15 protein-coding genes are annotated in these 12,353 nt (G+C 61.3%); 5 read left to right on the top strand and 10 right to left on the bottom strand.

What is annotated here, in order from left to right:
* Positions 1–60 precede the first annotated feature (60 nt).
* Both dut and FHX05_RS09100 read left to right on the top strand, forming a co-directional pair.
* Positions 61–531, top strand: a complete 471-nt coding sequence (dut, locus tag FHX05_RS09105; protein WP_015338557.1) for a dUTP diphosphatase — start codon at positions 61–63, stop codon at positions 529–531.
* Positions 532–557: 26 nt separating this feature from the next.
* Positions 558–1,424 (top strand): GNAT family N-acetyltransferase, encoded by an 867-nt coding sequence (locus FHX05_RS09100; RefSeq protein ID WP_246698891.1) that lies wholly within the window; start codon positions 558–560, stop codon positions 1,422–1,424.
* Here FHX05_RS09100 and FHX05_RS09095 read toward each other — a convergent pair.
* Complete coding sequence (locus FHX05_RS09095; protein ID WP_183872403.1) at positions 1,396–1,887, bottom strand: Lrp/AsnC family transcriptional regulator; 492 nt, start codon at positions 1,885–1,887, stop codon at positions 1,396–1,398. The two genes, FHX05_RS09100 and FHX05_RS09095, sit on opposite strands and share 29 nt — an antisense overlap.
* Positions 1,888–1,995: 108 nt before the next feature.
* Between FHX05_RS09095 and FHX05_RS09090 the strand changes: the two genes are divergently transcribed.
* Positions 1,996–2,910: a DMT family transporter gene (locus tag FHX05_RS09090; RefSeq protein WP_183871355.1), complete on the top strand. Its 915-nt coding sequence runs from the start codon at positions 1,996–1,998 to the stop codon at positions 2,908–2,910.
* The gene (locus FHX05_RS09085; RefSeq protein ID WP_183871354.1) at positions 2,907–3,209 is read left to right on the top strand and encodes an NIPSNAP family protein; all 303 of its coding nucleotides are present in this window, start codon (positions 2,907–2,909) and stop codon (positions 3,207–3,209) included. Before FHX05_RS09090 ends, FHX05_RS09085 begins: the two co-directional genes overlap by 4 nt.
* Positions 3,210–3,211: 2 nt before the next feature.
* Here FHX05_RS09085 and FHX05_RS09080 read toward each other — a convergent pair whose 3' ends face one another.
* The 3 genes from FHX05_RS09080 to FHX05_RS09070 are packed head-to-tail and all read right to left on the bottom strand — an operon-like array spanning position 3,212 to position 5,052.
* Positions 3,212–3,838: a hypothetical protein gene (locus tag FHX05_RS09080; RefSeq protein ID WP_112609307.1), complete on the bottom strand. Its 627-nt coding sequence runs from the start codon at positions 3,836–3,838 to the stop codon at positions 3,212–3,214.
* Positions 3,838–4,470, bottom strand: coding sequence for a LysE family translocator (locus tag FHX05_RS09075; protein ID WP_112609305.1), 633 nt, complete (start codon positions 4,468–4,470; stop codon positions 3,838–3,840). Before FHX05_RS09075 ends, FHX05_RS09080 begins: the two co-directional genes overlap by 1 nt.
* A 24-nt stretch (positions 4,471–4,494) precedes the next feature.
* Complete coding sequence (locus FHX05_RS09070) at positions 4,495–5,052, bottom strand: cysteine hydrolase family protein (RefSeq protein ID WP_183871353.1); 558 nt, start codon at positions 5,050–5,052, stop codon at positions 4,495–4,497.
* Positions 5,053–5,424: 372 nt separating this feature from the next.
* Between FHX05_RS09070 and cysK the strand changes: the two genes are divergently transcribed.
* Complete coding sequence (gene cysK / locus FHX05_RS09065) at positions 5,425–6,393, top strand: cysteine synthase A (protein WP_183871352.1); 969 nt, start codon at positions 5,425–5,427, stop codon at positions 6,391–6,393.
* A gap of 97 nt (positions 6,394–6,490) precedes the next feature.
* Here the strand turns inward: cysK and FHX05_RS09060 are convergent, their stop codons facing one another.
* The 6 genes from FHX05_RS09060 to rsmI form a co-directional block, all read right to left on the bottom strand.
* A complete protein-coding gene (locus FHX05_RS09060) occupies positions 6,491–8,023 on the bottom strand; it encodes a YifB family Mg chelatase-like AAA ATPase (protein ID WP_183871351.1) in 1,533 nt (510 codons plus the stop codon).
* A gap of 193 nt (positions 8,024–8,216) precedes the next feature.
* Positions 8,217–9,164 (bottom strand): glutathione synthase, encoded by a 948-nt coding sequence (gshB, locus tag FHX05_RS09055; RefSeq protein WP_183871350.1) that lies wholly within the window; start codon positions 9,162–9,164, stop codon positions 8,217–8,219.
* 92 nt (positions 9,165–9,256) lie between these two features.
* Positions 9,257–9,760, bottom strand: a complete 504-nt coding sequence (locus FHX05_RS09050; RefSeq protein ID WP_112609297.1) for a cupin domain-containing protein — start codon at positions 9,758–9,760, stop codon at positions 9,257–9,259.
* Positions 9,761–9,858: 98 nt separating this feature from the next.
* Positions 9,859–10,854, bottom strand: coding sequence for an endonuclease/exonuclease/phosphatase family protein (locus tag FHX05_RS09045; protein WP_183871349.1), 996 nt, complete (start codon positions 10,852–10,854; stop codon positions 9,859–9,861).
* A gap of 102 nt (positions 10,855–10,956) precedes the next feature.
* Positions 10,957–11,337, bottom strand: a complete 381-nt coding sequence (locus FHX05_RS09040) for a YraN family protein (protein WP_112336742.1) — start codon at positions 11,335–11,337, stop codon at positions 10,957–10,959.
* Positions 11,330–12,238: a 16S rRNA (cytidine(1402)-2'-O)-methyltransferase gene (gene rsmI, locus FHX05_RS09035; RefSeq protein WP_183871348.1), complete on the bottom strand. Its 909-nt coding sequence runs from the start codon at positions 12,236–12,238 to the stop codon at positions 11,330–11,332. Before rsmI ends, FHX05_RS09040 begins: the two co-directional genes overlap by 8 nt.
* Positions 12,239–12,353 lie beyond the last annotated feature (115 nt).

The raw sequence follows: 12,353 nt of genomic DNA, 5'->3' as shown, positions 1-12,353 counted from the left end.
TAGCGACTCAAAGGCCTAAATGCAATTGACCTCCGGCCTTCTCGCGCAAACTAATGCCGCATGACCATCCACACTGATATCAGCCCGACCCTGAAGCTCATCCGCCTGCCGCATGGCGAAGGCCTGGAGCTGCCCGCCTATGAGACCAAGGGTGCAGCCGGCATGGACCTGCGCGCAGCCGTCGAAGAAGGCGCGACGCTGACGATCGCGCCCGGCAAGCGGGCGCTCGTTCCCACAGGCTTCATCTTCGAAGTTCCGGATGGCTTCGAGGCGCAGATCCGCCCGCGCTCCGGCCTCGCCTTCAAGAACGGCATCACCTGCCTGAACTCCCCCGGCACAGTCGACAGCGACTATCGTGGCGAAGTGAAGGTGATTTTGGCCAACCTCGGTGATGAGCCATTCGAAATCACGCGCGGCATGCGCATCGCCCAGATGGTGATCGCGCCGGTGACGCAAGTGCGCGTCGCCGAAATTTCCGAGATCAGCGAAACCGCACGCGGCGCTGGTGGCTTCGGCTCGACCGGCGTGTGATGTCCGAACTGGGACGAGACCACGGATTGACGCTCCGGCAAGATTATTTCGACGATCCCTCCGCCTGGAATGCGCTTGTCGATCTGCTGCAGGATACATTCTCGATCGATGTCAGCATCCTGGACCAATTTGACGGCCCGGACCGGACAAGCATGCCGTTTGGCTATTTCGATGCCGATGGCCGCTGCGTCGCCAATTTCAGCGCCTTCTCCATGCCGATGATCATCAATGGCAGGGTCGTCAAGGCGGCGGGCTATCAATCCGGCGCGGTCCGGCCGGAATGGCGCAAGCGCGGCCTCTATCGCGACCTCATGCAGCGCGCCTTTTCCCACACCGCGACCGAGGGCTACGAACTCGATCTGCTGCTCACCGACAAGCCGGCTCTCTATGAGCGGTATGGCTTTCGCATGCTGCCGCAGCATATCTTCGTTGCGCAGACGCCGACGCTTCAGAAATCTGATTTGTCAGCCCGGCAGCTCTCCCTGGAAGCGCCTGACGATCTGCGCCTCATCAAGACGCTCCTGCAAGACCGTCAGCCGGCCTCCGCCCAATTTGCCGTTGTCAGGCAGATGGAGATGTTTCTGCTGAATGCTTCCTTCAACTCCGCGATCCGCCTGACGGCGCTTGGGGATGACACGGTCGTTGCATGGACGTTCGACGGCGCGAATTTCTGGCTTCTCGACATTGTGGGAACTACCATTCCCTCGCTGGCGACCATCGTCTCAGCGCTCGATATCCAACCCGAGCGCATCGAGATCTGCTTTTCTCCGGACCGCCTGGATTGCCAGGTATTGCTTGAGCCTTACGACGGCTACACCATGCTGATGGTGCGCGGCAAAGCGGCGGCCGATATTGTCGGGCCGCTCATGCTTTCGCCGATGGCGGAATTCTAGAGCCGGTAAGCGGAGGCAGGCGGCGCTTGACCGGCGTCGCCTTGATCATCGACGTGTTCGTCTCGGCCCGCTCGGTGATCTTATCCAATATACCATCGAGTTCACCCATCGAGCGCACCACCAGCCGACCGATAAAGCAATCGTCACCGGTGACCTTGTCGCACTCTATGAATTCCGGCGTTTGCTGAATGATCCGCTCGACGACATGCAACTGGCCGGGCAGAGGCCGGATGCGGACGATCGCCTGCAGGGGATAGCCGATCGCCTCCGGCGCGATATCCACGGTAAAGGTCGAGATGATGCCGCGTTCCTCCAGTCGGCGCAGACGTTCCGCCGCGCTCGGCGACGACAGGCTGGCCGCTTCCGCCAATTCCTTCAGCGATATGCGGGCATTGCGCGCCAGCGCCTCTAGCATCCGCTGATCGATCTCATCGAGACCAAGGCTCGCATTAGGAGTAGTCATCATTCAACCTCATTTACTTAGGTCTTTTGGCTAATTTACCTTACTAAATCTATATCACCAGCGCAGATACCGCAATATGATTGGGGCAGATAGACGGGAGCCAAGGCAATGAACGAGATTAAACGCGGCACGGTGGAAATGACGGCGGCGATGCTGATTTCAGGCACGATCGGCTGGTTCGTATTGATGTCCGGGCAGGCCGTGACCGGTGTGGTTTTCTGGCGCTGCTTCTTCGGCGCGCTGACGCTGCTCGTTATCTGCGGCGCCATGGGCCTGCTGCGCCCAGGCATCCTCAATCTCAGGACATTTTCCATTGCCGTCGGTGGCGGGATCGCCATCGTCCTCAACTGGCTGCTGCTTTTCGCCGCCTATTCCCACGCCTCCATTTCCATCGCCACAACCGTCTATAATACGCAACCTTTCATGCTGCTGGGTCTCGGCGCATTGTTCCTCGGCGAACGGATCACCTTCACCAAGCTCTTCTGGTTAGGCCTCGCCTTCGCCGGCATGGTCGTGATCGTCGAAGGCAAGCCGGCCGAGGCCGCCGGTTCGGGAAGCTATGCGATCGGCATCCTGCTTTCGCTGGGCGCAGCCTTCTTCTATGCGCTGGCAGCGATCGCTGCCAAATGGCTGAAGGGCACGCCGCCGCATCTGATTGCGCTGATCCAGGTGTCCACCGGCATTCTGATGTTGGCACCCTTTACCAATTTTTCCGCCGCACCCCGGGATATCGGGGGATGGTCGATCCTCGCCACCATGGGCATTGTGCATACCGGGTTGATGTATGTGCTGCTCTATGGCGCCATCCAGAAGCTGCCGACGCACCTGACCGGGGCACTCTCCTTCGTCTATCCAATCGCCGCCATCATCGTCGATCGCTTCGCCTTCGGCCATGTGCTTGGCCCGGCGCAGATCCTCGGCGCAGTCATCATTCTCGCGGCTGCTGCCGGCATGAATCTCGGCTGGACGCTCCCCCTGCCCTGGAATAGAAACGGTGGTCTTTCGAAGGGGGCCGCCGAATGATCACTTGCTACCTGCATTATGTCATAGATCCCTATAAGCTTGCCCAGTTCGAGCATTACGCCAGGCTCTGGATCCCGCTGGTCAACCGGCTGGGCGGTACGCATCACGGCTATTTCATGCCGCACGAGGGAGCCAATAACATCGCCTTGGCGCTTTTCAGCTTCCCGAGCCTTGCCGCCTATGAGGAATATCGGCTGAAAATACCCGAGGATGCGGAATGCCAGGCCGCCCTTGCCTATGGCGAGGAAACACGCTGCATCATCAGCTACGAGCGTAGCTTCATGCGGCCGGTGTTCTAAAATTATTTAGCCAGATTCGGACAGACATCGGAGCGACCGTCGAGACCTTCGGCCATTTTCTCGAAGGTCAAGCCTGATCCGGCCTTGCCCCCGCCGATGCGCAGCACATAGAGGCTGTCGAAATCCTTGCCGTGCCATTTCGGCACGGCTTTTTCATCGCCGCCGTTCTCGCTCATCAGCTGACGGGCGAGATCGACGATCTGCTTGTGCTCCCAGGCAACGAAGATCAGCTTGCCGGCATAAGCAGGCTTCTTCAGCTCGCCTTTCAGATCATCGATATCCTCATAGCCGAAGCTGGTATCGACGGGCATTCCAAGGGCGATCGCCGTCGGTTCTATGGTCGCGAGCGGCCGGATATAATCGTAGGAAGTGCCGGAATCGTCCTTTCGCTTCGATGGATCAGGCGCAAAGATCGCCGCCGGCTTGCCGAAGAGCTTTGTCAGCACCGGCGGTAAAGCCAGCGCCCGGTTGAGACCCTGGCAGCTCAATTGGCCAAGACCCGCCTCGGGCTTTTCGCCATGACGCATGAAGACGATCGTCTGCGTTCCCGTCTCCGCCGCCGAAGCAGCGCTCCAGAACGATGCGAGCACCAGAAGGCTGGCGGCGAGCGGCAGCGAAACGCTCCGCATCAACGCTGAGCCTCGAAAGCCATGCGCACGGCGAGCCCGGCCAGCACCGTGCCCATCAGCCAGCGCTGCACTAGGGCAAAGGATGGGCGCTGGGTGAGAAACATCGCGATCCAGCCGGCACTCAGCGCGAAAATGGCATTGAATGTTACGCTGATAATGATCTGCGCGAAGCCGAGAACAATGGATTGCGTGAAAACGCTGCCGGCGGCGGGATCGACGAACTGCGGCAGCAGCGACAGATAGAGGATCGCGACCTTCGGGTTCAGCAGGCTCGTCACCAGCCCCATCGTGAAAAGCCGGCGGGTGCTGTCCTTTGGCAACTCGCGCACCTGAAAGGCCGAGCGGCCGCCGGGCTTCAGCGCATTCCAGGCGAGCCATCCAAGATAGGCCGCACCCGCCAGCCGCAGCGCATCGTAGGCGAAAGGAACGGCAAAGACGAAGGCGGTAATGCCGAGCGCAGCCGAGAACATGTAGAAGAGGAAGCCGCAGGCGACACCGCCAAGGGAGATCAACCCTGCCGCTGGTCCCTGCGAGATCGAGCGCGACACCAGATAGATCATGTTCGGCCCAGGCGTCAGCACCATGCCGAGAGCAATCAGGGCAAAGGTGATCATGCTGGTCAGATGCGGCATAGAGGCTCCGGCGGAGAAAGGGCTTCAGAAGGAGATTTCGGTCGATGCGACCAGCTTGATTTCATGCGGCCCGGCATCGAAACCGTCAAGCAGCATATTGTGATGGGTGACAATGTCTTCGAAACTCAGTTTGCCCATATCCGCCGTGGTGTGTCCGTCTGATATCAGTGAGACGTCGAAGCCCAGCGAAACGGCGCGCCGCACAGTCGTATCCACGCAGAACTGCGTCATGCAGCCGCCAACGATGAGGTGAGTGACACCACGGCCCTTGAGCCGTGCCTCCAGATCCGTCTCGAAGAAGGAATCGCAGCTCGTCTTGTGCACGACGACATCTCCGGCTTCCGGTGCGATCTCCCGGCGCAGCTGCCAGCCTTCGCTACGCTTGGCCAAACGATGGGTCGGGCCGCCGTCATGCTGAACGATGAAGGTGGGAATACCGGCGGCACGGGCGCTGTGTTTCAACGCTGCGAGCTTCGCAACGACCGCCTCCAGCGCGGCATCGATAGCCGGCTGGCGATCCGGCGTGCCGAGGCCCGTCAGGATGGAGTTCTGAAGATCGATCAGGAGCAATGCGGAAGACATGATATCCTTGGGCAAAGCGGTTGCGATGGGCCGTTAACACCTTGGTAATATGTTCGCTGCATCGGCGCAATCGCTTGAAAACGCAAAGGTAGTGCAATAGAGCCGATACCATCTGAGGAGGAAGGCTTCATGACGCTCGCGCCCTACCTGCCTGTTGCGGCACGCTCTTTGTCGCTGCAGCCATGCCGGCCGGGGCCTTGCCGCCACCGCTGCCTTCATCGCCACGTGCCGCCTGAAAAAAACATCCTCAAGGAAGGCCATTGGGAGATTCTTTTCTCACGTGCTTCACGCAGAGAACGAGTGCGCACTCTGGTTTCCGCGCGCGTTTGATCCTATTGTCATTCCATAAATCCAATGTAGGGAGAGCTACCCATGTCCGACACCCGCAAACCCGGCCGCGGCCGCGTCTACGCCTCGATCACCGAGACCATCGGCGATACGCCGATTGTGCGCCTCGACAAGCTGGCGAAGGAGAAGGGCGTCAAGGCCAACATCTTGGCAAAGCTCGAATTCTTCAATCCGATTGCTTCCGTGAAAGATCGCATCGGCGTCGCCATGATCGAGAGCCTGGAAGCCCAGGGCAAGATCGCTCCCGGCCGATCCGTGCTGATCGAGCCGACTTCGGGCAATACGGGTATTGCGCTCGCCTTTGCCGCCGCCGCCAAGGGTTATCGCCTTATCCTCACCATGCCGGAAACCATGTCGATCGAGCGCCGCAAGATGCTGGCGTTGCTCGGCGCCGAGCTGGTGCTTACCGAGGGACCGAAGGGCATGAAGGGCGCGATCGCCAAGGCCGAAGAGCTGGCCGCGTCGCTGCCGGATGCGATCATTCCGCAGCAGTTCGAAAATCCCGCCAACCCGGAAATCCATCGCAAGACGACGGCCGAGGAAATCTGGAACGACACCGAAGGCAAGGTCGATATCTTCGTTTCCGGTATCGGCACCGGCGGCACGATCACCGGTGTCGGCCAGGTGTTGAAGGCGCGCAAGCCCGATATCAAGGTCATTGCCGTCGAGCCGGCGGATTCGCCCGTTCTTTCCGGCGGCAATCCCGGCCCGCATAAGATCCAAGGCATCGGCGCCGGCTTCGCACCGAAGGTGCTCGATACGCATGTCTATGATGAGGTGGTGACCGTCAGCAATGACGACGCGTTCCAGCAGGCGCGGCTCGTCGCCAAGCTCGAAGGCGTGCCGGTCGGCATCTCCTCCGGCGCGGCGCTCACAGCGGCCATCAAGATCGGCCAGCGTCCCGAAAACGAAGGCAAGACCATCGTCGTCATCATCCCGTCCTTCGCCGAGCGCTATCTCTCGACAGCGCTGTTCGAGGGCCTGGGCGGCTGAACTAACGGTAGCAACTGATCGGGAAAGGGGTGCTGCGGCGCCCCTTTTCTATTTGGGCAGGCTGAAGACGGTCAGGCGCTGCCAGAGTCTCGAATTTTCAGGCATGCGCTGCCAGCCGCTCTCCGGCGATGCGATAGGAGATGGCTTCCGCGAGATGGATGCGGCCGACGGTGGGCTTATCATCGAGATCGGCGAGCGTTCGAGCGACCTTGAGGATGCGATGATAGCCGCGGGCGGAGAATTTCATCTTCTCGGCGGCATCGCGCAGCAATTGCAGGCCGGCGGCGTCCGGCTCGGCGATGGTTTCGATCATCGCGGTCGAGCAACGGGCGTTGGTGGTGACGTCCTTCATGCCGGCTCGTTCGAAGCGTTCCCGCTGCCGTTCGCGAGCGCGTGCGACGCGGAGTGCGACATCGGCGCTGCTTTCCGCTGATGTCGGCCGGATGAGGTCAGCAGCGGAGACTGCCGGTACGTCTATGCGGATATCGATGCGATCGAGCAATGGACCGGAAATACGGCCCTGATAATCTGAAGCGCAGCGCGGCCCACGGGCGCAGGTGTGGCCTGGTTCGCCGGCCATGCCGCAGCGGCACGGGTTCATTGCCGCCACGAGCTGGATGCCGGCCGGATAGGAAACCCGGTGATTTGCTCTCGCAATGACGCATTCCCCGGTTTCGAGAGGCTGGCGCAACGCATCGAGCGCCTGCGGCGAAAACTCCGGTAGTTCGTCGAGGAACAGGATGCCGTGATGGGCCAGCGACACCTCGCCAGGCCTCGCACGCAGACCGCCGCCGACGAGCGCCGCCATGGTCGCCGAATGATGCGGCGCGCGATAGGGCCGCCGATCGGAAAGCTTGCCGCCCGAAAGCTGGCCGGCGATCGAATGGATCATCGAGACCTCCAGCAGCTCGTTCGTCGACAGGGGCGGCAGGATCGACGGCAGGCGCGAGGCGAGCATCGACTTGCCGGAGCCGGGCGGCCCGACGAACAGCAGATTGTGGCCGCCGGCGGCGGCCACTTCCAGGGCGCGCTTGGCACTTTCCTGCCCCTTGATATCGGCAAGATCGGGCAGATTGGCAGCGCTGGCGCGAATGGAGGGCTCCGGTCGCGAAAGGACCTGCGTGCCGCGAAAATGATTGGCGAGCGCAATCAGGCTGCGTGGCGCCAGAATATCGATCTCCTTGCCGGCCCAGGCAGCTTCCGGCCCGCTTTCTGCTGGGCAGATCAGCCCCTTGCCCATGGCATTGGCGGCGATCGCTGCGGGAAGAGCGCCGGCAACGGGCGCGATCGTGCCGTCGAGATTGAGTTCGCCAATGACAGTGTAGGAGGACAGGGCATCGGCAGGGATCGCGCCGAGCGCCGCCATCAGACCGAGCGCGATCGCAAGGTCGAAGTGACTGCCCTCCTTGGGCAGATCCGCCGGGGCGAGATTGACGGTGACTTTCTTCGGCGGCAGAGCGAGGCCGGAGGCGTGCAGCGCCGCCTGGACCCGCTCTCGGCTCTCGGCCACAGCTTTGTCCGGCAGACCGACGATGTGCATCAACACCTTGCCGGGCGCAATCATCACTTGCACTTCGACGGGTACGCCCTCAATGCCCTGAAATGCAACCGTACTGACTCGCGCTACCATGCCCTATTCCCCTGTCGTCGAACCCGTTTGCCGTTACGTGCCCCGACCAGCAAACTTCGGGTTGCAATCTGGCATAAGACGAGGAATGAAACAAGAACAATAAACGAACAAAAACTTCACCCAGGCACGTCGAAACTATCGACATGCCCGGGTAAATATGATCGTTCAGTTGGAAGCGTGGGGAAACTGCCGATCAGGCCCGCTTGGCTTCGATCGCATCCCAGAGCAGGCTGGCGATATCGGCGCCGCCGAAGCGCTTGACTTCGCGGATGCCGGTTGGCGACGTCACGTTGATCTCGGTCATATAGTCGCCGATGACATCGATGCCAACGAGCAGGAAGCCGCGCTCCTTCAGGGCCGGTCCGATGCGGGCGCAGATTTCCTTTTCGCGCGCCGTCAGCTCGGTCGCTTCGGCACGGCCGCCGACATGCATGTTGGAGCGGGCATCATGCTCGGCTGGCACGCGGTTGATCGCGCCGACCGCTTCGCCATCGACAAGGATGATGCGCTTGTCGCCCTTGCGAACATCAGGCAGATATTGCTGGGCAATGAAGGGTTCGCGGAAGAGCTGGCCGAACATTTCGAGAAGAGATGAGAGATTGCGGTCGTCGCGGGTCGAATGAAAGACGCCGGCGCCGCCATTGCCATAGAGCGGCTTCAGGATGATGTCGCCCATCTCATCGCGGAAGCGGCGGATTTCAGCCGGATCGCGGGTGATCAGCGTCTTCGGCATGAGATCAGCGAATTCGGTGACGAAGATCTTTTCCGGCGAATTGCGCACCCAGGCAGGGTCGTTGACGACAAGCGTCTTCGGATGGATGCGCTCGAGCAGATGCGTCGAGGTGATATAGGCCATGTCGAAGGGCGGGTCCTGGCGCAGCAGCACCACGTCCATCGTTGAGAGATCGACGCGCTCCGGCTCGCCGAGCTCGAAGTGATCGCCCTTGACGTCGCGGAGGATCATCGGCTCGACGGAGGCATAGATCTTGCCGTCGCGCATACTCAGCCGCTCCGGCGTATAGTGGAAAAGCTTGTAGCCGCGGTTCTGCGCCTCGAGGCTCATGGCGAAGGTCGAGTCGCCCGCAATGTTGATGCTTCGGACATGGTCCATCTGGACCGCAACATTCTTGATACCAGCCATAGTCAGCCCTCGCTCGGATTTGCGGACAGATGTAGGTCGGCCCGCATCCAAACGCAACGGCTATTCAAGGGCTTCCGCCAAGGTGGCCCTGCTTAGGCAGCAAGGCCCTGTGTGTTGCCCTGGCGGACGAGGTTGCGCAGGCGATAGGCCATGGTCAAAGGCTTCGGGAATGGCTTGCGCAAGAAAGCGACTTTGCGCAGGTAGCGATCGATGCGCCATGTCGCCCAGGTGCCCCCGGCGAAGTAGGCGACATCGCCGGCATGCAGCGTGCGCTCGACGCCGTCTTCCGTGGTGATATGCACTTCGCCCTCAAGGATCATGACGGTTTCATCCCAGCCGAAATACCAGCGGAACTCGCCCGCCGTGCAATCCCACAGCGCGGTCATGGCGGCATCGTCTTGCCCGCGCGAATGCTCGGCGATGCGGGCAACGGGATTGCCCGACAAGATCCAGGATGGCTCGATCGGCGACGGCTTCATTTCCATTTCGTTGCTGGCGCCAGCCACGAAGCTTTTCGATCGCGGCAGCGCGAGGACGACTGGCGCGGCACGGGTGGCAAAGGCCGCCATGCTCGCCAACATTAATTTCAAGACCATGCAATCCCCCAAAATTCCATGAGCGTCTGCGATCTCATCGCATGGAACGGGTAACGGCAAAGTTCATGAAACCAAGTGCATTTTAACGATTGCAGCGATCAGGCGGAAAAACCTTCGATTGTGCAAACGACCATATCATGGTCGGAGAGCGGCTTGCCCTCGCCGTTGAGAGAGGACACAAGATGACTCTCGCCGATCTTCAAGCCGCGGGTGATGAACCAGTCGAGCTTCATGGCGCGATCGGGGAAACGTGTGATCAGGCTCGGGCGCGTGCTTGTCTGATCGAGCGGCCCGCCATGGCACTCGAAGCCTCGGCCTTCGGCCATGGCGAACAGCGTATCCGTCGAATAATCGCCGCCGGTGTGGTTGCCGGTGTTGAGATCGCCGCCGATCAGGATCGGCAGACCAGGCGCGAAAGCCTCGACCTCATCAATCAGCGCCGCCAACTGCCGCTCGCGATAGGCAGCAGTGGCAACACTTTCGAGATGAACGGAAACGGCGACCATGGGGCCGGCCTCCGTCGTGACGATGGCGCCGACGGCGCAGCGATCGCCGATGCGCGGCTGCTCGTTGCTATCGTTGAACCAGACGGCCTCACCGGGCAGACGGATCATGAAAGCATCCTTCAGAGCGACGGAGGCCATCAGGGCGTTGCCGTGAAAGCCCTTCTCATTAAAATCGTCGCGGCAGTAGGAGCGCTCGATTTCCGAGCCAAGACTGAGTTCAAGAAACTCGACACCATAGGCATGATTCATGCCGAGTTCGCCGGCGATGATCGCGGTCGGGTCGCGCTGTTCGGTGCGGGCCATGCCCAGATCCATTTCCGACAGCAGGATCAGCGGCGCACCGGTTTCCCGCAGCTTGGCCGCACTTTCCTCCGGAAACAGGCAGCGCTCGAGATTCCAGGCAGCGACAGCAAAAGGGAAGGCCAAAGCCTCGACTTTACCGGCCGCCCCACCGACGCGCACCGTATTCAGGCAGGCGAGCGACGCAAGCTTTTCGGCGTGAACGGCCGGGGTCTTTTCAAGCGAAAGGAAGCTCTTTCGCTCTTCCTGCGATGGTACGGTGAAGGCGGAGACGGTGTTGCGGATCATGATAGAGCCTGTCGAACTGAAATAAGGAGCGCGCGCAGAGAAATCGCAGGTGCTGGTCGCCCGGCAATAGGCTGATTTTGTGACGGTCTTGTAACGCCGCGCTCAAAACGCATCGGGAAAATGCTGCGGCCAGCGACCGGGGAGCATGGCGACGATGTCGTAGCGTTGCGAGAGACGGGCGAAATCCGGTTGCCGCGCGAGCCAGAGATCGCTCGCGGCACGGATGCGGTTTTGCGAAGAGAAGGAAACGGCGTCGATCGCCTCCTGCGCGCCGCGTCTGGATTTGACCTCGACGAAGACGGCGAGATCGCCTTTGCGGGCGACGATATCGATTTCGCCGAGCTTGGTGCGATGGCGGATCGCCAGGATGCGATAGCCCTTGAGCATCAAGAAGGCGGCGGCGAGATATTCGGCAACATGGCCGCGCCGCCATGCCTTTTGCCGCTTCAGCTTCTCGCCGGACCCGGGCTTCGTATCAGCCATGGCGCTCCTTCATGTCGAGCAGGCGCTGGTAAAGCTCCTTGCGCGGCAAGCCGGTCAAGCGCGCAGCCTCCGTTGCCGCCTTGGCGGTCGGCATGGTCTCTGAGAGATCGGCGAGGATGGCATCGACATCGGCCGCCGCCGCGACGTTTTCCGCCGGCGGGCCGACGAGCCAGACGATCTCGCCCTTCACATTGTCGACCGCGTCATAGAATGACGCGAGTTCGGACAGTGTGCCGCGACGGAATTCCTCGAAGGTTTTCGTCAGCTCGCGGCAGACGGCGCCGGCACGCTCGCCCCCCAGCACATCGGCAGCGGCGGCAAGAGTTGCAGCGATGCGATGCGGCGATTCAAAGAAGATGAGGGTTGCGGGGATGCCTGCCAGCTCGGCCAGCCGATCGCGCCGACCCTTGTCCTTGGTGGGCAGGAAACCGGCAAAGAAGAAGGCGTCGTTGGGCAGGCCGGAGCCGACGAGGGCCGCAAGCGGTGCGGAGGCGCCGGGAATGGGAACGACCTTATATCCCGCTTCGATCGCCTGCACTGCGAGACGGTAACCGGGATCGGAGACGAGCGGGGTGCCGGCATCCGATACCAGCGCGACCGATCGGCCAGCTTCCAGAGCTTGCAGCAGCCGGGGGCCTGCCTCATCGGCATTGTATTCGTGATAGGCATAGGGCTTGTTCTGGATGCCATAGCGGTCGAGCAGGACGCGGGTGACACGCGTATCCTCGCACGCCAGCACATCGGCACCGGCCAGCGTCTCCAGCGCCCGCAAAGTGATATCGCCGAGATTGCCGATCGGCGTCGCGACGAGATAGAGCGCCGGTTCAAGGGGGCGGGCCAGGATCTGATTGTTATGCAGGCGGAAACTGCGTGTACCGCCGCCTGATTGCTCTTCGTTCATGCCGGTCCTGAATTCACTTGGGATAAGCAGCCTTTATGGGCGAGACGCGCACGGACGGCAAGAGCGGTGCAATTCCTGTGGAGCATTGCCGACGAAATGGCGAATTGGCGCCCGA

Source organism: Rhizobium sp. BK491, assembly GCF_014194925.1.
In the GTDB taxonomy this organism is placed as follows: Bacteria; Pseudomonadota; Alphaproteobacteria; order Rhizobiales; family Rhizobiaceae; genus Rhizobium.
The sequence above is the reverse complement of the archived record's forward strand: the minus strand, read 5'-3'. Positions and strand labels throughout refer to the sequence as shown.

Coding starts and splice junctions, on each gene's coding strand:
- dut (WP_015338557.1), top strand. CDS start 61: ATGACCATCCACACTGATATCAGCCCGACCCTGAAGCTCATCCGCCTG.
- FHX05_RS09095 (WP_183872403.1), bottom strand. CDS start 1,887: ATGACTACTCCTAATGCGAGCCTTGGTCTCGATGAGATCGATCAGCGG.
- FHX05_RS09090 (WP_183871355.1), top strand. CDS start 1,996: ATGAACGAGATTAAACGCGGCACGGTGGAAATGACGGCGGCGATGCTG.
- FHX05_RS09085 (WP_183871354.1), top strand. CDS start 2,907: ATGATCACTTGCTACCTGCATTATGTCATAGATCCCTATAAGCTTGCC.
- FHX05_RS09080 (WP_112609307.1), bottom strand. CDS start 3,838: ATGCGGAGCGTTTCGCTGCCGCTCGCCGCCAGCCTTCTGGTGCTCGCA.
- FHX05_RS09075 (WP_112609305.1), bottom strand. CDS start 4,470: ATGCCGCATCTGACCAGCATGATCACCTTTGCCCTGATTGCTCTCGGC.
- FHX05_RS09070 (WP_183871353.1), bottom strand. CDS start 5,052: ATGTCTTCCGCATTGCTCCTGATCGATCTTCAGAACTCCATCCTGACG.
- cysK (WP_183871352.1), top strand. CDS start 5,425: ATGTCCGACACCCGCAAACCCGGCCGCGGCCGCGTCTACGCCTCGATC.
- FHX05_RS09060 (WP_183871351.1), bottom strand. CDS start 8,023: ATGGTAGCGCGAGTCAGTACGGTTGCATTTCAGGGCATTGAGGGCGTA.
- gshB (WP_183871350.1), bottom strand. CDS start 9,164: ATGGCTGGTATCAAGAATGTTGCGGTCCAGATGGACCATGTCCGAAGC.
- FHX05_RS09050 (WP_112609297.1), bottom strand. CDS start 9,760: ATGGTCTTGAAATTAATGTTGGCGAGCATGGCGGCCTTTGCCACCCGT.
- FHX05_RS09045 (WP_183871349.1), bottom strand. CDS start 10,854: ATGATCCGCAACACCGTCTCCGCCTTCACCGTACCATCGCAGGAAGAG.
- FHX05_RS09040 (WP_112336742.1), bottom strand. CDS start 11,337: ATGGCTGATACGAAGCCCGGGTCCGGCGAGAAGCTGAAGCGGCAAAAG.
- rsmI (WP_183871348.1), bottom strand. CDS start 12,238: ATGAACGAAGAGCAATCAGGCGGCGGTACACGCAGTTTCCGCCTGCAT.